The sequence below is a fragment of the Chromobacterium haemolyticum genome, assembly GCF_002081825.1.
In the GTDB taxonomy this organism is placed as follows: Bacteria; Pseudomonadota; Gammaproteobacteria; order Burkholderiales; family Chromobacteriaceae; genus Chromobacterium; species Chromobacterium fluminis.
Window position 1 is genome coordinate 1 of record NZ_MUKU01000042.1, and the last position, 23,905, is coordinate 23,905.

18 protein-coding genes are annotated in these 23,905 nt (G+C 61.4%); 5 read left to right on the forward strand and 13 right to left on the reverse strand.

From position 1 onward, the window contains the following. The first annotated feature begins 276 nt into the window (after positions 1-276). Positions 277-837, forward strand: coding sequence for a hypothetical protein (locus B0T39_RS21390; protein ID WP_081550262.1), 561 nt, complete (start codon positions 277-279; stop codon positions 835-837). A 142-nt stretch (positions 838-979) separates the two neighbouring features. Here the strand turns inward: B0T39_RS21390 and B0T39_RS21395 are convergent, their stop codons facing one another. From B0T39_RS21395 to B0T39_RS21410, 4 genes are all read right to left on the reverse strand, one after another. Further along, positions 980-1,633: a response regulator gene (locus B0T39_RS21395; RefSeq protein ID WP_081550264.1), complete on the reverse strand. Its 654-nt coding sequence runs from the start codon at positions 1,631-1,633 to the stop codon at positions 980-982. A gap of 88 nt (positions 1,634-1,721) precedes the next feature. Beyond that, positions 1,722-4,949: a hybrid sensor histidine kinase/response regulator gene (locus B0T39_RS21400; protein ID WP_081550266.1), complete on the reverse strand. Its 3,228-nt coding sequence runs from the start codon at positions 4,947-4,949 to the stop codon at positions 1,722-1,724. 125 nt (positions 4,950-5,074) lie between these two features. Then, positions 5,075-7,777 (reverse strand): ATP-binding protein, encoded by a 2,703-nt coding sequence (locus B0T39_RS21405; RefSeq protein WP_176219623.1) that lies wholly within the window; start codon positions 7,775-7,777, stop codon positions 5,075-5,077. A 624-nt stretch (positions 7,778-8,401) separates the two neighbouring features. Beyond that, complete coding sequence (locus tag B0T39_RS21410) at positions 8,402-9,226, reverse strand: AraC family transcriptional regulator (protein ID WP_081550270.1); 825 nt, start codon at positions 9,224-9,226, stop codon at positions 8,402-8,404. Positions 9,227-9,362: 136 nt separating this feature from the next. On the opposite strand from B0T39_RS21410, the gene B0T39_RS21415 reads away from it, so the two are divergent. Continuing rightward, on the forward strand, positions 9,363-10,565 hold the full coding sequence (locus B0T39_RS21415; protein ID WP_081550272.1) for an FAD-dependent oxidoreductase: 1,203 nt from the start codon (positions 9,363-9,365) through the stop codon (positions 10,563-10,565). Between the two features lie 36 nt (positions 10,566-10,601). Here the strand turns inward: B0T39_RS21415 and B0T39_RS21420 are convergent, their stop codons facing one another. The 4 genes from B0T39_RS21420 to B0T39_RS21435 form a co-directional block, all read right to left on the reverse strand. Beyond that, positions 10,602-12,275: a GMC oxidoreductase gene (locus tag B0T39_RS21420; protein ID WP_176219624.1), complete on the reverse strand. Its 1,674-nt coding sequence runs from the start codon at positions 12,273-12,275 to the stop codon at positions 10,602-10,604. A gap of 400 nt (positions 12,276-12,675) precedes the next feature. Continuing rightward, a complete protein-coding gene (locus B0T39_RS21425) occupies positions 12,676-13,182 on the reverse strand; it encodes a GNAT family N-acetyltransferase (protein WP_081550322.1) in 507 nt (168 codons plus the stop codon). Between the two features lie 68 nt (positions 13,183-13,250). After that, positions 13,251-13,508 (reverse strand): YjhX family toxin, encoded by a 258-nt coding sequence (locus tag B0T39_RS21430; protein WP_019099904.1) that lies wholly within the window; start codon positions 13,506-13,508, stop codon positions 13,251-13,253. A 202-nt stretch (positions 13,509-13,710) separates the two neighbouring features. Then, the gene (locus B0T39_RS21435; RefSeq protein ID WP_081550274.1) at positions 13,711-14,280 is read right to left on the reverse strand and encodes a GNAT family N-acetyltransferase; all 570 of its coding nucleotides are present in this window, start codon (positions 14,278-14,280) and stop codon (positions 13,711-13,713) included. Positions 14,281-14,913: 633 nt separating this feature from the next. On the opposite strand from B0T39_RS21435, the gene B0T39_RS21445 reads away from it, so the two are divergent. Together B0T39_RS21445 and B0T39_RS21450 are read left to right on the forward strand one after the other, a co-directional pair. Continuing rightward, complete coding sequence (locus B0T39_RS21445; RefSeq protein WP_081550278.1) at positions 14,914-16,578, forward strand: YadA family autotransporter adhesin; 1,665 nt, start codon at positions 14,914-14,916, stop codon at positions 16,576-16,578. A gap of 43 nt (positions 16,579-16,621) precedes the next feature. Further along, positions 16,622-17,056 (forward strand): outer membrane protein assembly factor BamE, encoded by a 435-nt coding sequence (locus tag B0T39_RS21450; RefSeq protein ID WP_166453376.1) that lies wholly within the window; start codon positions 16,622-16,624, stop codon positions 17,054-17,056. A gap of 146 nt (positions 17,057-17,202) precedes the next feature. Here B0T39_RS21450 and katG read toward each other — a convergent pair whose 3' ends face one another. From katG to B0T39_RS21475, 5 genes are all read right to left on the reverse strand, one after another. Beyond that, a complete protein-coding gene (gene katG / locus B0T39_RS21455; protein ID WP_081550282.1) occupies positions 17,203-19,413 on the reverse strand; it encodes a catalase/peroxidase HPI in 2,211 nt (736 codons plus the stop codon). Positions 19,414-19,667: 254 nt separating this feature from the next. Next, a complete protein-coding gene (locus B0T39_RS21460; protein WP_081550284.1) occupies positions 19,668-20,216 on the reverse strand; it encodes a methylated-DNA--[protein]-cysteine S-methyltransferase in 549 nt (182 codons plus the stop codon). A 12-nt stretch (positions 20,217-20,228) separates the two neighbouring features. Next, on the reverse strand, positions 20,229-20,462 hold the full coding sequence (locus tag B0T39_RS21465; RefSeq protein ID WP_019100941.1) for a helix-turn-helix domain-containing protein: 234 nt from the start codon (positions 20,460-20,462) through the stop codon (positions 20,229-20,231). Between the two features lie 9 nt (positions 20,463-20,471). Then, positions 20,472-21,032 carry a DUF2975 domain-containing protein gene (locus tag B0T39_RS21470; RefSeq protein ID WP_141111338.1) on the reverse strand — a complete coding sequence of 187 codons (561 nt, stop codon included), beginning with the start codon at positions 21,030-21,032 and terminating at the stop codon, positions 20,472-20,474. A 598-nt stretch (positions 21,033-21,630) separates the two neighbouring features. Continuing rightward, a complete protein-coding gene (locus tag B0T39_RS21475) occupies positions 21,631-22,056 on the reverse strand; it encodes an Lrp/AsnC family transcriptional regulator (protein ID WP_081550288.1) in 426 nt (141 codons plus the stop codon). Between the two features lie 149 nt (positions 22,057-22,205). Between B0T39_RS21475 and B0T39_RS21480 the strand changes: the two genes are divergently transcribed. Continuing rightward, complete coding sequence (locus B0T39_RS21480) at positions 22,206-23,807, forward strand: phytoene desaturase family protein (RefSeq protein ID WP_081550290.1); 1,602 nt, start codon at positions 22,206-22,208, stop codon at positions 23,805-23,807. The last annotated feature ends 98 nt before the right edge of the window (positions 23,808-23,905 follow it).

Sequence of the window (23,905 nt, forward strand, 5' to 3'; positions counted from 1 at the left end):
TTCGGCCTGCTTGAGAAAGCCAATGATCTGTTCTTCGGTGAATCTGCTCTTCTTCATGTCCGTCATTCTCCTTCAGTGACGGACTTCTCTCTACTTTTGATTGGTAAGGCCTAAGGGGAGCAGATCACCTGAGGTAAGCCCTAAATGGCGACAGTAGAAGGCACGGTTGCAGAATGTTCATATACCGCATGAGCATTCTGTTTTTCGGAGCTTCCTTCCTGATCCGGCCTTTGCGCTAGATGTTTAAACCGATCCAGAGTGATGAGGAGGAAAGATATGAAAATAAACAAGTGGAGTTTTATAGTGTTGGCGCTGCTGAGTGTCGGTGTTAAGGCCGAGGAGCGGCCGTGTGTATTGACATTGAGCACACCCCATTTGGACTATGGCGTGGTGCCCTTGGCCGCTCTGCGCGAAGGTTTCAACCAGGGAACGCCGGGGGGCGGACTAGAGGCGCGGATTTTGAGTTTGCAAGCCGTTTGCGAGCAACCCAAGTCGCTGGCTCTGCGTTTCAATGGCCCGGCGGCGGATGCGGCATCCTACCGTTTCGGGCCTCAGGGCGCGGCGCGCCTGATCTTGCGCGCGGCGACGTTGGATGGTCGTGACGCCTACTTCCGCGTGGAGGGGGAAAACGACGGCGAGCGGCGACGCTCGACCCCGCTGCGTCCCGGCCAGCTGGTGCGGGTCTACCCGGACAGCGGCAGCGGGGCGGGCCAGGCATTGCAGTTGGAATTGGAGGTTCAGCCGGCATTGCCGGCCGGTGCCGCACATTCCCGGGAGCGGGAGCGCTGGCGGATGGATGGGGTGTTCGAGTTGCAGGCCACGGTCCCCGGCGTTTGACGCGTCGGCTTCCGCCCGCCGTTTGGCGGCCAGAACCGCAGGTGCATGACGGTATGCTTGGCGGCGCCCATTGGGCAGAGTCCGGCTCAAAGACTCGCGAGCCGGTGCGAGACATTGAACCGGTGCGCGGACCATAGGGACTTCAGCGGAATAATCCGGTCTCCAGGCAGAGTGTTATCAACTCCTGATCACTGCGGGCTCCCAGTTTTCGCATGCCGGAAACTTTTTGCGCGCTGATGGTTTTTTCACTCCGGCTTAGCATTCTCGCTATTTCATTTAACGACATGCCGGTCACGAAGTGACGTAAAACTTCAAATTCCCTGGCGGATAATTTTTCCACCTTGCTGCCTATTGTATCCTCGGCAATATTTCCCCTATTGGGAAGGGGAAGAGCCGATCCTCTATTCACCACTTGTTCCAGCGTGTGGCGTAGTTCTGATAGTGGCTGGCTTTTCAGAACCACCGCCGTCACGCCCAAGTCTTGCAGGCTTGAAACGATCAAGTGGTTGGAAACCATTGTATAAATGATAAGCCTTATATTGGTGAAATGTCGGAGTAGGTATTCTACCAACTTCATGCCGTCGCCATAGTTGGTGTCGCCGGGCATGCTGTAATCGGCGATGACGATATGAGGCAGTTCATTCCGTTGTCGCAAGTTAATCAGTGTCTCAACTAATTCAGTGGAGTTGTGCGCTTCTCCCACCACTTCCAACAGGGTATTGCGCTCTACTTCTTCACGAATGCCCATCAGAACGATAGGATGATCATCGGCTATCAATACTTTTATTTTGCTCATGGTGTTTCCAGTAAATTTGATTCCAATGCCTATCTCTTAATAAATAAGCTGGGCCTTTAAATCATTGAAGTTTTTCTTGTCATCTGGTTTAAGAAGCCGTTAGTTGTTGCAAAGCAGTTTTCAAACGGTTTTGAAACTGCTCCAACTTGGCGATGTTCTCGTCATTCAATTCATACAACTCCGCGAGTTGTGCTTCCAATGCCTGGCCGGCGCTCATTAGCGTTTGCGCGTTGACTACAGCCAGGGCGCCATTAATGCGATGCAATATGCTGGCTACTTTATGTGGTTTTTTGGACATTGAAGCCGTGTATAGCACGCCTAGGTCTGTGTGCATGGTGCGCAAAAATAGCTCGCGCATGGCCATTGGCACCCTCAAGCCATCTGGGCTGGGGATGGTTTGCGCAGAGAGGGAGGCGGGCTTTTCTGAAGCTCTTTGGCTTAGCCGCGTTAATACGGTGCGCAAGCCGTGTAAATTGATGGGCTTAACCAACCAGGCATCCATGCCCGCGCGCAGACATGCTTCCTCCTCAACCCGCATGGCATTCGCGGTGACGCCGACGATGGGAATGACCACGCCTTGGCCCCGGAGAGCTATGGCCAGCTCGTATCCATTCATCAGCGGCATGTTGACATCGGTCATCACTAGATCATACGGACGCATATTCCAGTGCTTCAAGGCTTCCTGGCCATTGCCCACGACACAGGCGCGGCAACCCAGCAACTCCAGCTGCTCTTTCAAGATGAGTTGGTTGATTGGGTTGTCCTCGGCGACTAGGACGTTCAATCCTAGTGCGGCAGTATCGCTGACAGATTCCGGCTGGGCCTCGCCGGGTAGGCCGTGTTTTGCCAGCCATACCGCTTGCAGGATGCCGTTGAGATGATGAATGTTCACCAACCAGCTATCGCTTTGCAGTTGCGCCTGTAGCGGTCCTTCCGGAGTGGCGATGACGCGCGTGCTCAGTGGGTTGTTAGGCCATTCATCCGCGGGGTCCAGATCCAATAGAATCAATCCGGAATCTTCCGGCACAGGCTCCATCGGATCCAGCCAACGAGTGCTGGCGCCCTGTCGGGTCAGCCAGCGTATCAGGCTTTCTCCTTGCTCTTTTAGATGAGCGCGCAGCAACACGGTAGTCTGGTTCAGGGGATAGTCCGTAAGCGTGAGGGCCGGCGCTTGTTGCTCCAGTTCCAAGGACAGGGTGAAGCTGCTGCCCAGCCCCAGATCGCTGACGACTCGAAGGGAGCCCCCCATCAATTGACTGAGTTGCCGGCAGATCGATAAGCCTAGTCCTGTTCCTGCAATTAAACCAGGCAGGGCTTGAGCTTGATAGAAGGGCTCAAACAGCCGGGTTTGTTGTTCCTGAGTGATGCCTATGCCGGTGTCGGTCACTTGCCAGGCTAAATTGACGCGGCCGTTTGGCAAGGGGATGGCTTTCAGGCGTAATACAATCCAGCCGGATTCGGTGAATTTGATGCTGTTGCTGAGCAGGTTATTTAAAATCTGGCGAATGCGCGTGGCATCCCCTAATGCTAGCTCCGGGGTATTCTCATCAAGATTGGCATACAACCGTAGTCTTTTGTTTTCAGCCATGGCGGCAAAAGCGCGCACAACCTCCTCGGAAAGGCCAAGCGGGGAGAATGATTGCGACTCCAGCGCCATTTGCCCGGACTCAATCTTGGAAACATCCAATACATTGCTGATCAATTGCAACAACAGAGAAGACGAGTCTTGCATGGTGCTCAAGTAAGCGCGCTGGCGCGGGCTTAGGGGGGTCATGTCAAGGATTTCTATCGTGCCCAGCAGGCCGTAAAGCGGGGTGCGAATTTCATGACTGATGGTAGTCAGGAAATGGGTTTTGGCTTCATTCGAGCTATCCGATGCCCGCTTTGCCGCCTCCAGCGCCATTGAGCTGGCTTTGTAATGAGAAATATCGCTAAAGGAGCATAATATGACGTTCTTGCCGCGGTGACGGGCAGGAGCAAAGCTGGCTTGCAGATAGCGCTCTCCAATGCGAAGACAAGCGGTGCGGTTAGAGACATCTTTTCCGTCTATTACTTCGCCCCAGAATGCGATTAGTTGCGGGTAATCTCGTTCTCGATCGAACCATTCCAACGCTAGCGGATTAACCACCAAGGGTTGGAGGAGAGGCAATTCCAGAACAAACAAGGCGGTTGGCGTGGTTTGTGTTACCACGCGATTGAAGGCTTCGCTTTCCAGCACGGCTTGGTGCGAGGCTTGTGCCGGCGCCAATACTCGAAGCCGATACCAGCGTACCGCCAGTACGCCGCTCAAAGCCAGCAATAGCACGCTGATCATAAAGACTTGGGCATGCCAGTTTGCCAGGGCGAGCAAACGGTTGTATTGCACTCGATATACCGCGGACCAGTTCGGTTTGATTTTGGCCGGAAAATAAAGCAGCAGGCCATCTTGGCTAAAATTCAGGCCCGCTTTTAAGGTCGGCAGTGAGTAGGTTTCGCCCAGCAGTACCCGTCCGTCGGGCGCAATCAGACTGATATCGTCAAATACCCGACGCTTGTTGGTGCCGCCCCAGCAAACATTTCGGATCTCCAGCGTTGAAACCGCCATAATTTGGGAACGACTGCCTTTTTTCCAAAACTTTTCGCTGATATAGGCCGGGATATAGGCAAGGAGAGTATTTGGATCAAGGCCTTGGGCGCTTTTCCAGCTTATCCACTTTACCTTGGTTGTGTCATGCCGCTGTTGCAGTAAAAACTGGCGGATGGCGGAGGTGATCGTTGGGAAATTGGTGTGCGTCAGCGCCATTTCTGTTGCGGTATTGTCTACCGTCGGCACCGCCAGGCTGGTTGCTTCATCCAAGGCCAATAGAAAGCTTTGGGGGGCGTCGGTTTTGGCCAGCGACCAGTAAGTGCTGTAGTAATCCGCGCTTAAGGCTCCTAAGGCATACAGGCTGTTTGGAGGCTCTGGCCACTGATCTACGCGGTAGCCCAGAGTAAACGGCATTGAATACGGAGAGCTACGCCCCTCCACCATCAGGTAATCGCCAGTCTGCGCAATAGGGGTGTGTGTCGTTTCCAACAGTTTACCCAGCCGTTTGCCCATGATGTCGGAGTTGCGCCGCGCGCCGCGGCTAAGAAAGGCTTCATGCTCTCGAATGCCGTTGGTGACGCATGCGAAGTGCACCTGAGCCATATTCTGTTTTTCATCCAGCAGTAAGGTCGCGGCCCAGTAGCTGGCGGTTAAGGCGAGCAGAACCAAGGACAGGACCAAGATCAGACTGACATTGAGTCGTAAGGATGTTCTGATCAATTTACCGATGGATTGCGTATTATTTTCCATGACTCCGTTTCATTGACACATCTTGCGCGGGTCTATGCTTGGATCGGCATTGTTTCATGAAACAGCCTGTGGCTGCCCGGTTTGATTTATGGCTTGAAGCATCATTGTGCAGGCTGGGTCGACGCTCAGACAACGCCACTGGAAGAGATATAGCCTGGGGAGGAAAGTTCGTCATACTTCCTCCTCTGCTTCAATGAGCTTAAGCATCGGAACAGGTTGGACAGACTGACGGGCTTGATGATCACCGCGGCCATTCCAGCCTCGCGCGCAAGTTGAGCTTCTTCTTTTAAAGTGCTGGCCGTCGTTCCCACGACCAAAAAGCCAGGCGCTTGTAGGTGGATTCTGCGCGCCAGCTCCCGGCCGTCCATCCGCGGCATGCTGATGTCCGTCAGCACCAGATCAAATTCGTGGAGATTCCATTGCTGCAGCGCTTCCTGGCCATTGGCGGCCAACTGCACGCGGCAGCCCAAGGTTTCCAGTTGTTCCTTTAAAACCATACGATTAATGTCGTTGTCTTCCACCGCCAAGACTCTGAGATTCAAGCTGCCCAGTGTGGAGGCACCGGCCCCTGTCGCAGAGGCCGGGGCGAGCCCCAGCGTGGAAAGCATGGTATCCAAGATCACTGTCGGAGCGTATAAGGAGACCCATTCGGCGCTAGAGCGCGACGATTCGTCGCCATGCGATATCCGCACGCCGGGCCAGTTGGCTCGCCGATGCGGATCGATGTCCAAGCGCACTTCCAAGCATAGCTTGTCTCGCGGCAAGTCTTCCCTTGCGCGGGCCAGCGCTCTGCCGCCGAGGAAGTTCAACCAGTCGCACAGGCTATCGGCCAGTTCTCGCACTGGCGCGCTGACGTAGATGGCTTGCTGAGTCAGAGGCCGTTGTCGTGAAGGGCTGTCCGCTAGCGGTTTCAGCGGCAACCACAGAGTGAAACTGCTGCCCAGGCCCGGTTCGCTCACCACGGTGATGTCGCCCCCCATCAGAGTGGCGAGTTGCTGACAGATCGGCAGGCCCAGGCCGGTGCCGCTCGCCCTGCGGCGACCCTCGCCTACCTGGAAAAACAACTTGAACAAAGAAGCTTGATCCTCGGCGGCAATGCCGATGCCGGTATCCGCGATCTGGATGGAGGCCCGGATACTGCCGTTGTCTCCATTGACCAAGCCGCAGCGCATGACGATACGGCCGTTGTCGGTGAACTTCACCGCATTGCTGAGGAGATTGCTCAGAATCTGTCGTACTTTGCGCGGGTCGCCCCGTAAAGGCAGGCTCAAGCGCGGGTCGACACAAGCGTAGATCAATACGCCCTTGTTCAGAGCGGAGGCGGCGTAGCCGTGCACTACCTCATGCGCCAGCTCAAACAGATTGAAAGCTTCCATCTCCAGCCGCAATTGACCCGCTTCTATCCTGGAAAGGTCCAGAACGTCATTGATGAGTCCCAACAGCGTGGTGGAGGAGCTTTGGATCGCCTGCACATAGCCTTGCTGTTGCGGATCCAGGCGGGTGTGTTTGAAGAGCTCCAGATTGCCGAACACGCCGTATAGAGGGGTGCGGATTTCGTGACTCATCGTGGCGATGAACGCGGTCTTGGCGGCATTGGCGGCATCGGCTAATTGTTTGGCGTGCTCCAGCGCCAGTTCGGCCTGCTTGCGCAAGCTGATATCGCTCAGCGCGCACAGCAGCACTTCCTCTCCTCGGTAGCGAGTGGGCACGAGGCTGGCGAATAAATGGCGGCCGTCGAGGGTGGCCAGCTCTTCGCTGACAACGCCGACTTGTTGCAGGCGCGCCCGCAGAAAGACGCGCTCCACCCACTCCGTCGACCTCCAATCCGGATTAATCGCGGGAAGCCAGTCGCGAGCTAACTGGTTTTCCAGGACGGCCTGGCCATTGCGCCTTCGCAGCGCGCAAAGCGCCACAGGAGCCGCGTTGAATACCGAGCGCAGAAAAGCCTCCGCTTCCGCATGCTGCTGCAGCCGCTGCAGAGCGGGTCGCACAAACCTGTTCAGCACGCATAGGCTGCCCAAGGCGAGTCCGGTGATAACGCAGCTTAAGATGGCCAGACACTTTATCAAGGCATGGCGCATATCGTTGAGGAGAGCCGATTCCGGATAGCGATAGGACAGCATCCAGTCAGGCCCAAGCGGGAATCGGGTTTGAACGCTGGGCACAATAGGCAAGGCGTTGGACAGCCGTTGCCACATGTCCTGCGCCCGCCCTGAAGAGGTGGCGGCCGAAGCGGCCACCTCGTGCTCATTGGCATCCAGCATGGTGAACTCATAGCCGGCAAAGGGCTGCTGGCTGGCCAGAACGTCTCGTCCCAGGAATTCCAAAGCAAGCCAGGCTTGTTCTCCGCTGTCCAGCGAAGAGGGGGAGATGAAAGGCCGCGCCATGTAAATGCGGCGCTGAGGATCTTTGGGATCGAACAGCCACACCGTCGTGCTTTGGTACAGCGGCGTCGGATTATCGCTTAACTGCCGAAGTACGGCGTCCGGCGTCTCCCCCGCGATTGGGAAGCCGCTTTCCAGCCTGCGCACGGCCAATTGATCCTTGTCTTGCAACAACAACAAGAGGTTGACGCCCAAGTTAGCCGCTTGGAGCTGATCGTTTAAGGACAAGATCAAGCCGGGCGGAGACGGAGGCTCGCCTATTCGGTTGGGGTGGTCCAATGAACTTGGGGGCCGGTCTAAACCGGATGCGGCGGGCTTGTCCAGGTTTTTTAGGAATTCCACGCGGCGATTGAAAAAAGCCTTTGCGGCGTAAGCCGCTTCATTCATGGATAGACGTTGGGCCGCGACATGGCTATTCAGTTGGATATTCAGGAAAATAGCCAAAATGCATATAGTGCATAAAAGCAACGCCCCAGCCAATAGCCACACAATACTGGCGGCCGCAGACAGCCGCAATGGCCAGGGTCTAAGCACTAAGCACTTGATATCCATCGGAATAGCGTAAGTGCGTATGCTGCTGGGAAATATAAGTAATTTCTGAAAGCAATAATATTTTTCAAGTACGAAGCATCAATAGTCTGGCCTGCAAGGCGTATGTCATTTTTATGCATGGTTTCATGATGAAATTTATATTGCCGTGCCAGCTGGGCTCATTGGTTGACCCCTAGTAGAAAATTGCTGTCCAGTTGGGTTGGCCTGGTCGCTATGTCCGGACTGTCATATAGAACCAAGGTTTTGGTTGCTTATGGGTTCGCCTGTCGACGTTGAGAGCTTGTTTTAAGAGGTTGGCGCGCTATCTCTATCGGAGTCAAAGTAAATAGAGAGTCTCGATAGAAACGGGTCAAGGCCGGCCGGGCATGCGTTTGGGAAGGCGCCAAGGCGTTTGAATAAATTTAAACTATAAATCAATGCGGCAAGCGGCGACAGGATCGCCATGGCGCTGAAGCGGGCTGGAGATTGAACGGGTGCTCGCGGGGCCTCGGCTTGTCGATCCCAAGCAATATCCCGTTAGTTTGGTTCTTGCCGCGCGAAAAAACGCGCTGGAGAATCGCCGAAGGCGCGCCGGAACATTGCGATGAAGTTGCTGGGAGAGGCGTAACCCAGCTCGTCCGACACCGTGGCCACGGCGACGCCGCGCGCCAACATTTCCATGCCGCGTATCAGTAGCGCTTGTTGCCGCCACTGTCCAAAGCTCATGCCGGTATGCGCCAGGATGTGGCGGCGCAGGGTGCGCGGCGACATCGCCGCCGCGTCCGCGCAGTCGGCCAGCGCGTATTTGCCGCCCGGCTCGGTTAGCAGGCGGCGGGCCAGCTCCGCGATGCGCGGATGCTCCGGTATCGGCAAGCAGAGCGCCTGCTGCGGCGCTTGCCGCAATTCGTCCAGCAGCACTGCGGCGATGCGCTCCTGCTCCGGCCGCCATGACGAATAATCCGTCCACGTCACCGCGCGGCGCACTGCGGCGCGCATCAGTTCGGTGATCGCCACCACCTGCGCTTGCGGACTCAGCGTCCGGCTCCAGTCCGGGTTCAACAGCAGGCTCCAGCCGGTCAGCGCGCCGCTGACGCGCACCCGGTGCGGCACGCCGGGCGGAATCCAGCCGGCGCGGTGCGGCGGCAGAACCCAGGCGCCGCACGGGGTGCGGATTTGGATCAGGCCGGTTTCCACGCACAGCAGCTGCCCGCGGGCATGGCGGTGCCAAGCGTATTCGCGGCTGCCCAGCCGGTAGTCGCTGTCTTCTTTATCGTTGCCGGGCACGGCGATCAGCGGCGGCCCGCCGATCCATTCGCTGAGGTCCGTTCCGCCTTCCGGCGGAGTGACGTCGATCTTGGCCATTTTTCACCATTTATTGGCAAAACAGCGTTATAGCAGCTTTGTCGGCGGCGCGCACAATCGTCGGCAAGGGCCTGGACGGCCGCCGGCGCGGCGGCGGTTCAGGCCGGGGGTCCACATGAGGAGTAAAGGAGAAGCTATGCAATCCCTACGCATTGGCATCGTCGGCGCCGGTTTGGGCGGCTTGTGCCTGGCCCAGGGCCTGGCGCGGGCCGGCGTCGCCGCCACGCTGTTTGAACGCGATCACGCGGCGAACAGCCGCTGGCAAGGTTATCGGCTGCGCATCGACGGCGACGGCCAGCAGGCGCTGCGGCGGGTTTTGACGCCGCCGCAATTCGAGCTGTTCCGGCTAAGCTGCTCGCTGGGCGGCGACGATTGTTTCATCGACCCGCAGCTACGCGTCTGGTCGGAGCGGAAGCCGGCGCATTGGCGGCCGTCGGCGCTGGACGGCGACGCGGCGGAGCGCGATCTCAGCGCCAACCGCCAGACGCTGCGGGAAATCCTCGCCAGTGGCCTGGAAGAACAAATCCATTGGGGCCATGCATTGCGTGGCTTTAGGGAAACGCGCAACGGTTTGTTGCTGGACTTCGAGGATAAGCCCGAGTTCGAGGTGGATGTGCTGATTGCCGCGGACGGGACGGCCTCCACGGTGCGCCGGCAATTGGCTCCGGGCGGGGAACCGGAGGACGAGGGCGCGGTGGTGCTCTACGGCGTCACGCCTCGGGACGCCTTGCCGGCCGAGGCGTCGACGCCGGAGCTGGGCCAGGGCGTCTGCGTGGTGTTCGGCGACGGCCTGACGGCGGTGATCGAGGCGATGCGCTTCCGCGCGCCCTTGCCGGAACTGGCGCGGCGGATGGCGCCGGAAGTCAGACTGAGCCCGATGCCGGATTACTGGTATTGGGCCTGCGTGGCGAGGGCCGAGGACTTGGGCGGGGCCTTGTCGGATGAGCGTCTGAGCGGCGCGGCGTTGCGAGCGCGGGTCCAACAGGCGACGCGCGGCTGGCATCCGCGTTTGCAGGCCGTTTTCGCGAATGGCGACCCGCAGTGTCTGGGCGCGCGTCCTATCCGGATGACCGCCGAGGTGCCGGTATGGCGCTGCGAGCGGGTGGCCTTATTGGGCGATGCGGCGCACGCGATGAGTCCGGCCGGAGGCTTAGGGGCCAATACCGCTCTTTGCGACGGCGCGGAGTTGGCGGACGCTTTGGCGCCGGCGAGCACGGCGGCCGAGGCGGCGGCGGCGCTGCGCGTCTGGGAGCGGGACATGCGGCGGCGCGCCGAGCGCGCCTTGCGGATGTCGCGGGAGGGCAGCGCGCGCTTGCTGCAACGGTCTGGTTTAGAGTGAGGCTCGGCCGCCGCCATGGCTTGGCGGCGGCGGGCCTTACTTGCCGTTTTTGATGATGTGCTCGATGTTGCGCTCGGCCAGCGCGGTGATGGTCAACGAGGGGTTGGCCGCGCCGGCGCTGCCGGGGAGCAAGGCGCCGTCCATCACGTACAGGCCGGGATGGCCGATGACGCGGCCCCAGGCGTCGGTGGCCTTGCCTATCACCGCGCCGCCCAGCGGATGCGCGGTCCAGTTTAGTCCGGTGACGCCGGCTATGATCCCCGGGAAGCCCGGAACGGTGCCGGTGGCCGCGGCGATTTTGTCGTTCACCGTCTTGGCGGCGGCCACGCTGTCGCGGTTGCCGTTCTGCGGCCAGTTCAGCGCCACTCGGTCCGTGGCCGGGTCATAGCTGAAATGCCCGCGATTGCTTTGATCGAAGGCCATGCCCAGCGAGCCGATCACCGTGCTCAGGTCCAGCGGCAAGCCCGGCACGTACCAGTTTTCCAGGGTGAGCGGCTGCCCGCTGTTCGAGTCGTGGATGCGGGAGGCGCTGGGGGTGCCCTGGGTGGCCAGCGACAGCGTGCTGAAGCTGCGCGTGACGATGGTGTCGCCGTTGCTGCCCCAGCCTTGGCCTATGTGTTCGTTGAGATTGCGCAAAGTGCCTTGCGCCCGGGCCTTGACCAGTAGTTCCGAGCTGCCGATGGAGCCGGCGGCGAGAAAGAGCCGGTCGCAGTTGAGGCGGTAGCGGTCCAGTTGCCGGCCGTCGGGTGCGCGCTTGACGACGTCAACCTCGTAGCGGCTGCCGTCCCAGGCGATGCTGAGCACCTCATGGCCGGGATAGATGGCGGCGCGGCCGGTGGCTTGCGCCTGGGCCAGGTAGTTTTGGTTGAGGTCGAACTTGGCGCCGTTGGAGTTGCCGTGGTTGGACAAGCCCGCGGTGGCGGAGGGCGTGGATTGCCAGCGCAGTTCCTGGCGGATCACGTCCCAGTTGAAAATGGAATCGTTGGCCGTGGTGGCGTAGCCGGCCTTGCGTACCTGGGCGTCCCAGATGCGGGAATGGTGGAAGGGCTTGCTGTTGTAGATATCCGCCGGCATGGAGTCCAAGCGCAGCATTTGCCGGACCCTGGGGTAGTAGGTCTTGTTCATTTCCTCATAACCGACCCAGTTGCCGAACAGGGCTTCGAAATAGCGTTGTTCCGGCTGAATCATCACCCCGGTGAACACCACCGAGCCGCCGCCGACGCAGGCGCCGCGCCAGACATTCATATTTGGGTAGTCGGTTGAGTCCAGCACGCCGCCGAAGGAGTCGAAGTGGGTGGTCACGCCTATCAGCATCTTGGCCTGGCGCCGGTGCCAGAACGCGCGTCCGTCCGGCAGGGTGTCGTTGGAGAAGATGTCGCGTCGCGGCGCATTGGGCCAGCGATGGCCGCGTTCCAGCACCGTGACCTGCTGGCCGGCCTGTGCCAGGCGCAGCGCGGAGACGGCGCCGCCAAAGCCGGAGCCTATCACCAGATTGGGGGTGTAGGCGGGCGGACGCGGCACGGCTTGGAATAGTTCGGGAATCAGCCGCTGGTACCTGGCCAGCTGGAGCGCGTCCGTGCCGATGAAAGCCGAGGAGGACGCCGGCAGCATCAGGCCGGCGGCGCCTGCGCCCGCGCCCAGCAAGAGCTGGCGTCGGTTCAATTGCGCGGCGAGCGGAGAAGATTGTTCATTGTCCGGGGTGTAAGCCATGGGATCGCCCTTTCATGTTTAAGAACCTGTTCACTATCTGCTGCGCGTACACGGTGAGTACCTTTTCGAAATGCTCATGGAGCACTTGGCCATTCCGCTTTCTCACTGGTTTTCGCCTTGCCTCTCCCTTCGCGCGAAGTTTTGGACAGGCTCAAGGAGGCCATTGCGGCCAAACAGTTTGCTTGTTAAGTAAGCGCTAAGATTTTTGTCTGGCTAGGCGGAGGGGCGATACTGTCATTTGTGACATATATTTAATTGACATTAAATCATTTTCAAAACAATTAATTTATTAATTTTATAATAAAGAAAGCCGTGGTGTCGGGCCGGCTTCAGAACCCCGCGGGGCCTTGCCCCAGCCAGCCTGGCCGCCGCAGCGGCACGGGCCGGCTCGCCAAACCGTTTAGGCGATGGCTTCGAACGCCGGGTGGTAGCTGACGCTGCCCGCCGGCGGCGGCGCGCCGAAGCTTTGCGCCATGAAGTATTCAGCCGGTACGCCCGGCAAAATCAGGCCCGGCCGAGGCTGGAAGCCAAAGCGCGCGTAATAGCCGGGATCGCCCAGCACCACGCAGCCTTGCGCGCCCAGCTCGCGCAGCGTGGTGAGCGCTTTTCTCATCAACAGGCTGCCTATGCCTTGGCCCTGCCGTGCCGGATGCACGGATACCGGACCGATGCCGTGCCAGCCGGCGGCGCCGGTGGAGATGAGCACCGGAGAGGCGGCGATGTGGCCCAACAGCTGTTCGCCGTCCAGCGCTACGAGGGAAAGCGTGAGCTGGCCGCTGCGACGCAGCGCGTTGACGATGAACTGCTCGGTATGGCTGGAGTGTTCTTCGGCGAGGAAGGCGGCCCGGGTCAGTTCGAAGATGGCGTCGATGTCGCGGGCTTGTTCGTTTCTCAGAGTGAGTGTCATCGCGTTTTCCTTGGATTGGAGCGCGCCAGCGCCGCCGCCTTGCGCATTCGGCAGCGTGGCGGCGGAGGTCATTGGTTGTCGAGTTGGCCGCGCACGGCGCGCAGACCGGCCTTGTTGATTTGGTAAGGCTGGCCGTTCTTGGAGCTGATCAAGCGCTTGGCCCTGAGCTTCTGGAACACGAGCAGGCTGCAATCGGACAGCAGATACCCTTCGCGGGTATAGCATTCAACAGTGGAGATACGGCCCGCGTCGTCGCGCAGGTGCGCGATGCGGCCGCCTTTGGCCAGGACGTGCAAAGTCCTTTGCTCCGGCTTGGAGATATTCATATTGGATGATCGTTCGGCAATCAAATGCGAAAACGGGCAGCCGCCGCGATGCGGGCGCTACCAGCTAAGGGGCATTTTGATAACGGCCAGCGGCAAAGCGGGCGGCGTTATCGGATTGCTGCAATCTCCAACATGCAAAGCCTTGTGCGAGAAAAAGAAGGGCGCTCAATCAAATGAGCAGGCCAAAATTCTATGCGGATAGCTAAATAAAATCAACAGCCTGGGCGGACAGCGCCAGTTCCAGCTGGCAGTCGAAAGGCTCCAGCGCCAGTTGCGGCGCGTGCAGCCAGCGGGCTGGCGCGCAGCCGCAGGCCTCGTAGAAGGCGACAGTTTCAACGGCGGAGTGCGAGGAGATGTAGAGCGCGTCCGCGCCCAGTTCGCGGCCGGCTGCGGCGCTGGCGGCCAGCAGCGCGCGCCCCAGGCCCCGGCCGCGCCAGCGGCGGTCCACTTGCAGCTCTTTCAGTTGCCGGTAGCCGCCGTCCGGGCCCAAGGCCTGCGGGTCTACGGCGGCGAAACCAGCGAGGCCGCCTTCGATTTCCAGCGCCAACACCGCGCCGTCGGCGGCGATGCGCGCCATCTCCCGCGCCAGTTCGCGCCGCTCCGCCGGCGACCAGTCGTCAATGAAGGGCTCGGCCACGCACTGCCGGCCAGCGGGGCTGGCGCGGTAGACCAGGCGGACATCCTGACGGCGCTGGAAGGCGTCCAGCCAATGGGCGGGGATGTCGCTCGGGCACAGCCGGCGGATGGGCAAGGGGGATGGGCGGCGGGGCATGGTGTGGATGACGGAAGCAAAAACGACATTATCTCAGAACCTGATTACGATCTGCTGCGCGTCGGTAGAGAGATTGTGCGATGAGTGCCGGCTTCGAAATGCTCATGCACCACTCGTACATTTCGCTTTCTCAGCCGTTTTCGCCTTGTCTCGCTCTTGCTCGCGAGATCGTAAACACGTTCCCGGAACGGCGCGCGGCCGTCGGATATTCTGTTTGAATTTTATTATCGACTAAGCAGATTGATAGTTAAAACGAATTAATCGATTCAATTATTTCAATTTTCACAGATATTAATAGAATGTTAGGATTCATAAAAATCAAAGGCATAGCGTGATCCCGGCCGCGCCGAAGAGGGAGTTTCAAGTACTCGTCCTTCTCGAGCGCGGTTTGTTGTGAACGGAGTGCCTGGATGCAGGGACAAGCCAGCGCCGCCGGCGGAACCTCGCCGCGCCCCTGGACCGAACCGCGGTCGGCCATGGGTTTCAGGCCGGGATGTGCGTATTTGCGTCTATCCCGCCGGAAACCTGGAGCTGGCGGCGCGCTTGCCTGCAAAGACTTGCCTTAGGTGAATTCCATCAATCTTGAAGAATGTGGTCTGTGAAATGAGTCATAAAGTATCTGCAGCAAAGCGTTTGTCCTTGCCCTCCCTGGCCTTGAGCGCAATCAGCTTGGCCGTGGCCTGTTCCTGGTCCGCCTTGGCGAGCGCCGACACGATCTCCGGCGTCGGCAGCAATAATGTCTACGGCGCGGGCTCGGTGGATCCGGGGGTGGCGACCAATAGCAATAACTCGATCTATGGCGTGGGCGCCGGTAGCAATATGACCGGCACCAACAACTCGGCGTTCGGCGCCGCCGCCGGCGTGAATGTGAACGGCGGCTACAACACCTCGATCGGCCAGAACGCGGGCACCAATGTGCAGGGCAACAATAACGCCTTCATGGGCAACGACTCCGGCTATAACGTTACCGGGGACGCCAACGTCGGCGCCGGCATCAACACCATCCGCAACGTCACCGGCACCGGCAACACCGGCAGCGGGGCCAACTCGGCTCAGGACATCCAGGGTGATTTCAACTCCGGCTTGGGCAACAACTCCAATCGCAATGTGACCGGCAGCTACAACACCAGCAGCGGCACCTTCTCCGGCTGGGACATCAAGGGCAGCAACAATACCGCCAACGGTGCGAACGCCGGCAGAAATGTCACGGGCGACAACAATACCGCGGTGGGCGCCTACGCCGGCCGCGGCGTGACCGGCAACGGCAACTTCGCCGCCGGCAGCCAGGCCGGCCAGAACGTGTCCGGCAGCAATAACGTGGCCATCGGCAATAATGCGGGCGCCAACATCAACGCCAGCAATGCGGTGGCGGTGGGCAACAACGCCGCGGCCACAGCCAACAATGCGTTGGCGATAGGCAGCAACGCTCAGGCCAGCAACGCCAACGACGTCGCCTTGGGCGCCAATAGCCGGACCGCGGCGGCCAACCCCACCGCCAGCGGCGTGGTGAACGGCGTGACCTACAACTATGCCGGTGCGGCCCCTTCCAGCGTGGTGAGCGTGGGCAGCGCGGGCAATGAGCGCCAAATCAGCAATGTCGCCGCCGGCCGGGTGAGCGGGACCAGCACGGACGCGGTGAACGGCAGCCAGCTGAACGCGACCAATCAGGCGGTGCAGCGCGTGAGCGCCAAGGTGGACAATGTCGGCGCCGGCACCGCGGCGGCCTTGGGCGGCGGCGCGTCCTACAACGCTCAAACCGGCGCGGCGAGCGGCCCGAACTACACCGTTTACGGCAATACCGTGAACAATGTCGGCGATGCGATTGATCGTCTGCAGAAAAGCGGGCCGGTGCAGTATTCGGACCCCACTGGCCGGACGACGACGACGGCCGCCGGCAACGACGTCACCCTGGTGGGAGGGGACGGCGGCAGGCCGGTGACTATCCACAATGTGGCGGCGGGCGCGCAGGGCACGGACGCGGTGAACGTGGATCAGCTGAATGCGGCCAACTTCAACAATCAGCAGCAATTCAAGCAGCTCCGGTCCGATCTGTCCGATATGCGTCGCGACGCGTTCGGTGCCGCGGCCGGCGCGATGGCCATGGGCGGCCTGCCGCAGGCTTTCCTGCCCGGCAAGAGCATGTTGGCCGTGGCCACGGCAACCACCGGCGGCGAGTCCGCCATCGCGGTGGGGCTGTCCTCGCTGTCCGACAACGGCCGCTGGGTGGTGAAGTTCTCCGGTTCCACCAATACCCGTGGTCAAGGCGGCGCCAGCCTGGGCGCGGGCTTCCAGTGGTAAGCGGCAAACAAGATCAATCAGCTGATATTGAATGAGATAGATGATGAAAAAACCGGTATTCGGCGGCTCTCTCCGCTACCTGTTGCTGGCGGCCGCCGGCGCGGCCTTGATGGGCTGCGGCACTAGCCGCCTGAGCAAGATCACAGACGACGGCCATCTGGCCGAGCAGGCTAGCCCGACATGGCCCAGCATTGAACACAATGGCTGGCAGCCGGAAGGCAGCGTGCCCAATCTCGAAAATTTGGCCAAGGTTCAGCCGGGCCTGAGCAAGGAGCAGGTTTACGGCCTGATCGGCCGCCCGCACTTCGCGGAGGGCATGGTTGGCGTGCGTGAGTGGGATTACGTATTGAACCTGAGCCCCAAGGGCGGCGAGCAAGCCCGGGTTTGCCAGTACAAGCTGTTGTTCGACAAGCGGATGAAGGTGGCATCCGTGATCTGGCGACAGGAGTCCTGCGCCGATATCGCCGCCGCGGTCTGAATCCAGCGCGAGGCCTGGAGCCGAGCGAAATGAAACGAACCGCCTTGACCGGCGGTTCGTTTTTTCATGCGCGCAGCGGCGGCGGTGGGCCCCAAAAAAGCGCGGTCCAGATGGACCGCGCTTTGCTTGCCGAATGCGAACCGCGCTTATTTCAGATCGAAACGGTCCAGGTTCATCACCTTGTTCCAGGCGGCGACGAAGTCGCGGACAAACTTCGGCTGCGCATCGTTTTGAGCGTAGACCTCGGCCAGCGCCCGCAGCTGCGAGTTGGAGCCGAACACCAAGTCAACGCGGCTGCCGGTCCACTTGAGCTGGCCGGTTTTGCGGTCGCGGCCTTCGTACAACTCGCCCGCGCTGGAGGCGGGCTGCCAGGCCACGCCCATGTCCAGCAGGTTGACGAAGAAGTCGTTGCTCAATACGCCTGGACGGGTGGTGAACACGCCGTGAGGCGCATTGTCGACGTTGGCGCCCAGCACGCGCAGGCCGCCCACCAGCACCGTCATTTCCGGCGCGCTCAGCGTCAGCAGCTGCGCCTTGTCCACCAGCAGCGCTTCCGCCGGCAAAGAGTAGGCTTGCTTCTGGTAATTGCGGAAGCCGTCTGCCTGCGGCTCCAGCACGCTGAAGGACTCCACATCGGTCTGTTCCTGGCTGGCGTCGGTCCGGCCCGGCGCAAACGGCACGCTGACGCTGTGGCCGCCGGCCTTGGCGGCGGCTTCCACCGCCGCGCCGCCGGCCAGCACGATCAGGTCGGCCAGCGATACTTGCTGACCGCCGCTCTGCGCGGCGTTGAAGTCCTGGCGAATGGCTTCCAGCGCTTTCAGCACGCGGGCCAGTTGCGCCGGCTGGTTCACCGCCCAGTCTTTTTGCGGGGCCAGACGGATGCGGGCGCCGTTGGCGCCGCCGCGCTTGTCCGATCCACGGAAGCTGGAGGCGGAGGCCCAGGCGGTGGACACCAGTTCGCTGACGGACAGGCCGGAGGCTAGTACTTTGGCCTTGAGCGCGGCGATGTCGGCGTCGTTGATCTGCGGTTGACAGGCCGCCGGCACCGGGTCTTGCCAGATCAGATCCTCGGCCGGCACTTCCGGCCCCAGGTAACGGGTCTTGGGGCCCATGTCGCGGTGGGTCAGCTTGAACCAGGCGCGGGCGAAGGCGTCGGCGAAGGCGGCCGGGTTTTGATGGAAACGGCGGGCGATGGGCTCGTAGATCGGGTCGAAGCGCAGAGACAGATCGGCGGTGGTCATCATCGGCGGGTGTTTTTTCGCCGGGTTGTGAGCATCCGGGATCAGGTGTTCCGGCTTGACGTTCTTGGCCACCCACTGGTGGGCGCCGGCCGGACTCTTGGTTAGTTCCCAGTCGTAGCCGAACAGCGTGTCGAAATAGCCGTTGTCCCATTGCGTCGGGTTGGGTTTCCACGCGCCCTCGATGCCGCTGGTGGTGGTGTATTCGCCCTTGCCGTCGCCAAAGCGGTTGATCCAGCCCAGGCCTTGCGCCTCCAGCGGCGCGGCTTCCGGTTCCGGGCCCACCAGCGCCGGATCGCCCGCGCCGTGAGCTTTGCCGAAGGTATGGCCGCCGGCCACCAGGGCCACGGTTTCTTCATCGTTCATCGCCATGCGGGCGAAGGTTTCGCGCACGTCGCGGCCGGAGGCCAGCGGGTCCGGATTGCCGTCCGGGCCTTCCGGGTTCACGTAGATCAGGCCCATCTGCACCGCGGCCAGCGGATTGTCCAGCTGGCGGTCGCCGGAGTAGCGGCTGTTGGCTTCGGCGCTGGTGGCCAGCCATTTGGTTTCCGCGCCCCAGTAGACGTCTTCTTCCGGCTGCCAGATGTCCTGACGGCCGCCGCCGAAACCAAAGGTTTTAAAGCCCATGGACTCCAGCGCCACGTTGCCGGCCAGGATCATCAGGTCTGCCCAGGAGATCTGCTTGCCGTACTTTTGCTTGATCGGCCACAGCAGACGGCGCGCTTTATCCAGGTTGCCGTTGTCCGGCCAGCTGTTGAGCGGAGCGAAGCGCTGGTTGCCGGTGCCCGCGCCGCCGCGGCCGTCGGCGGTGCGGTAGGTGCCGGCGTCGTGCCAGGCCATGCGGATGAACAGGCCGCCGTAATGGCCCCAGTCCGCCGGCCACCAGTCCTGAGAGGTGGTCATCAGCGCTTTAAGGTCGCTTTTCAGCGCGGCGTAGTCCAGCTCTTGGAAGGCGGCGGGGTAATCGAAGTCCGGCTCCAGCGGATTGGAGGCCGGCGCGTGTTGATGCAGGATGTTGAGATTGAGCTGGTTGGGCCACCAGTCGCGGTTGGATTGGGCGTTCACGACTGCCGGGTTGCCGGCGGTTTGGTGGAATGGGCACTTGGACGGGCTACTCATGACAGACTCCTTAGGTCAAGGTGTTCAATGACTTGCTGGGATCAGCTTAGTGAAGCTTGCCGCTGGAAGCCATTGAGCAATTTCAATCAGCTCTATGGCTTCCGTCAATCAATAATGCTTTGGCGATAGTTAGTTCATTAGGCGCGCCGCATAGTTCCTGGCTTTGGGAATTAAGAAGCGGTTTTAACGAATCCCGCGGAAGCACAGCGGACCTTGAACAGGTTCTAAGGGTTTGCAAGGCGCGGGCGGATGGTTTAGAGGGCGCGCTCGCGCTCGTGCGCCAGGAGCCAAGCCTTGCGCGCCAGCCCGCCGCCGTAGCCGGTGAGCGCGCCGTCTTTGCCCAGCACCCGGTGGCAAGGGACGATGACGGAGAGGCGGTTGGCGCCGTTGGCGGCGGCCACGGCGCGGACGGATTGCGGGCGGCCTAGCCTTGCGGCTTGTTCCTGGTAGCTGCGGGTGAGGCCGTAGGGCACGCTCAGCAGCAGTTGCCAGACCGCCTGCTGGAAGGCGGTGCCGGGCAGATGCAGCGCCACTTCGAAGCGGCGGCGCGAGCCGGCGAAGTATTCGCCGATCTCGCGTTCGCCCTGGCGCAGCAGCGGGCTGTCGCCCTCGGCGATTTCGGCGGACAGCAGGCGGCGCAGCGCCGCCAGTTCCGCGTTCACGATAGGCCGATCGGTGAATTCCAGCAGGCACAGTCCCTGCTCGCTGGCGCAGGCGACCATGGCGCCGAGCGGGGTGTCGAAGCGGCGCAAGAGCAAGGGCCCGGCCTGGCGGGCGGCATCGGTGTGAACGGCTTGGGACATGGTTAAGCCGGCTTACTCGCCGTCGTCGACCGCGTCCGGCTCAGCCGGCACCAGTTGCAGCAAGTCGCCCGGCTGGCAGTCCAGATACAGGCAGATCGCCTCCAGGGTGGAGAGCCGGAAGCCCTTGACCTTGCCTTGTTTCAGCAGCGACAGATTCTGTTCGGTGATGCCGATGGCCTGGGCCAGGTCCTTGGATTTGACCTTGCGCTGGACGAGCAGCATGTCCAGATGGATTTTGATGGGCATGTGTCGCTTTCAGATGAATTGCTTATTTTCGCACGCCAACGTAATACCTTCTCGTTGAATGCGCGCAATGATCATGACCACGGCGGCGATGAACAGGCTTTCCAGGTTTTCGGCGTGGAAGCTGACGGCGATCAGCCGCTGCCCCTCCGGCCGCATCATGGTCAGCCAGGCGCTGATCAGCGGCTGGGAGACGAGGTCCGCCAACACCCAAAGCGCGACTCTGGAACCCACTTTGGACAACAGCGCGGCGGAGCGCTCCGTGAAATATTCCGCTTGGGCATAAAGCTTGAACAGGCGACGCAAGGCGTTCAGGCCTTGGGCCAGGATCAGCAGGGGGACGCAAGAAAGGACTGCGCCGCCGGCGCGTTGCCACAGCGGCAGGCTCGGGAGATCGAATTCGCTTGAGCCGTAAAACCCTCTGACGGTGTCCACGGAGATGGTCAAGCCGGCGTCGATAATGGACTTGGGAAAGAGCCAGAACAAGATATTGAACAGCAGCATGGCGCCTATGCCCAAGACGGTGATGTAGGCCATGGCGGCGCAATAGCGGCTCAATCGTGTGGAGTTCATGAGGGTTCCTTAGCGTTTGGTTGGAAAGACGATGAAAAATGGTGTCAAAAAAGTATCGCTAAACAATTATTTGTTATTGTAAAACGATAATTTTTTGCTGTGCAAGTTTGATTTGCGCAAGGTTGCGGTTAGCACACACCTTGGGCTTGTCGCTGTGTGGGGGCGTCGTGAGCCGCAGCCCAGGCTGGGCGCGGCTTTTAGACGGATTGGAGATGTGTTGCGCATTGGATACATGAGCAACAACAATTTATTATTGTTTAACAGCAATTAATTTATGTAATACAGTCATCAACTTTCACGTGAAGGCGAGCTTGCCCTCGCGTGCTCTCCGCGATGCCTGGCGTGTTTGCGCGCCGGATGAACGAAAGAGGTCTGATGATGAGCGATGCAAATCAAGTAAGCGGCGGGCTGGGGCCTCGGCCTGGACCGGCTGCCGAATGTCTGGCGCCGGCGCATGCTTAAGACGCTGGGCCGCGGCCGGCGCGCGCGCTTGCTGTGCGTTTTGCTGGCGTGGGGGTTGGCTGCGTGCAGGGGAGACGGCGCTGGATTGAGAACGGCAATGTCGAGGCCGTTTCACGCCTTGACCGCACTGGTCGATTCAGCGGTCTATCCGCGTGGTCATCAGGATGGCGGTGCTGGTGCGTTCCACGCCGTCCAGCGCGCCGATGCGGTCCACCAGCCCGTCCAGCTCGGCCACGCCGGGGGCTTCCACGCCGGCGATGAAATCGTGGACGCCGCTGACCGAATGCAAGGTGCGGACCTGGGGCAGCCGGCGCAGGGCGCTTTCTATCGACGGGCTCAAGCGCGGCGCGGCGCTGATCATCACCAGCGCGCGCACTTGGGCGGCGTCGTGGGCGGCGCTGGTGCGCACGCTGTAGCCCAAAATCACGCCGCCGCGCTCCAGCCGTTCTATGCGGCTTTGCACCGTGGTGCGGGACAGGCCCAGCCGGCGCGCCAGTTCCGCGGTGGGCGAGCGGGCGTTTTCGCGCAGCAGCGCGAGCAATTGCTGATCGGTGGCGTCCATGGCGGCTCCGTGCGGGGTGGGCGATTTGGCGCTATGCCGGACTTTTCGTCAATGCGATCAATAATATCCGACAGTTCGTCGCTATGCGCGCTGCAATTTGCCGAACTTGATTCGAGAATGAGGCTTCCCCTGAGACGAGGAGCGGAGCGATGCGGGATGCAATCATTGTGGGCGGCGGCCACAACGGCCTGGTGTGCGCCCATTACCTGGCGCGGGCCGGGCTGAAGGTGACGGTGCTGGAACGGCGCGGCGTGGTGGGCGGCGCGGCGGTGACCGAGGAGTTTCTCCCCGGTTTTCGCAATTCGGTGGCCGCCTATACCGTGTCGCTACTCAACCCCAAGGTGAGCCGCGACATGGAGCTGGCGCGCCACGGCCTGAAAGTGGTGGAGCGGCCCTTGTCCAACTTTCTGCCGCTGGACGACGGCGGCTATCTGAAAGTGGGGCCGGGCCGCACCGCCGCCGAGGTGGCGCGCTTCTCGCGCCGAGACGCCGACAGGCTGGACGATTACGCTCGGCATCTGGACGCCGCCGCCGAACTGCTGCGCGAGCTGGTGTTGCAAACGCCGCCCAACGCGGTGGAGGGCGGCTGGCTGAGCGCGCTGCCGGAGCTGCTCAAGGCCGGTCGGCTGGGGCGTAGGCTGGGCAAGCTGGAACTGGCGCAGCAGCGCGAGTTGATGGACCTGTTCACCAAGTCCGCCGGCGATTATCTGGACGGCTGGTTCGACAGCGATCCGATCAAGGCGGCCTACGGTTTCGACAGCGTGGTGGGCAACTACGCCAGCCCGTACGCGCCCGGCTCGGCCTATGTCTTGCTGCACCATGTGTTCGGCGAGGTCAACGGCCGCAAAGGCGCGTGGGGCCACGCGCTGGGCGGCATGGGCGCCATCACCCAGGCCATGGCCCGCTCGGCGCGCGAGCGCGGCGCGGAGATTCGTACCGACAGCGCGGTGCGCGAGGTGCTGCTGGACAAGGGCCGGGCGGTGGGCGTGGTGACGGAGCGCGGAGAGCGGCTGGACGCGCGGGTGGTGGTGTCCAATCTCAATCCGCGGCTGCTTTACACCCAGTTGCTGGACCCGGCGGCGCTGCCGGCGGACTTCCTGCGCCGGATGCAAAGCTGGCGCTGCGGCTCCGGCACTTTCCGCATGAACGTGGCCCTATCCGAGCTGCCGGATTTCAGCTGTCTGCCGGGCAAGACGCAGGCGGAACATCACGGCAGCGGCATCATTATCGCGCCCAGCCTGGCTTATATGGAGCGCGCTTATCACGACGCGCGCGAGCGCGGCTGGTCCGGCCGGCCCATCGTGGAAGTGCTGATTCCGTCGACGCTGGACCCGTCGCTGGCGCCGCCGGGCCAGCATGTGGCCAGCCTGTTTTGCCAGCACGTGGCGCCGCAATTGCCGGACGGCGCCAGCTGGGACGATCACCGCGAGGAAGTGGCGGACCTGATGATTGACACCGTCACCCGTTACGCGCCCAATTTCAAGGCCGCGGTGCTGGGGCGGCAGATCATGAGCCCGCTGGACCTGGAGCGCACCTTCGGCCTGGTGGGCGGCGATATCTTCCACGGCGCGCTGGGCCTGGACCAATTGTTCTCGGCGCGGCCGATGCTGGGCCACGCCGATTACCGCGGCCCCATTCCCGGCCTGTACACCTGCGGCGCCGGCGCACACCCCGGCGGCGGCGTCACCGGCGCACCGGGCCACAACGCAGCGCGCGAGGTGCTGCGCGATCTGGGGCGCCGCATGGTGTGAGACGCCTATTCAAAACCTTGCGGGGCGGGCCCGCGCGCCAGGCAGAAAAAGCCCGCGACGGGAGCCGACGGGCAAAAGGGCTATCAAGAGGGACTCAT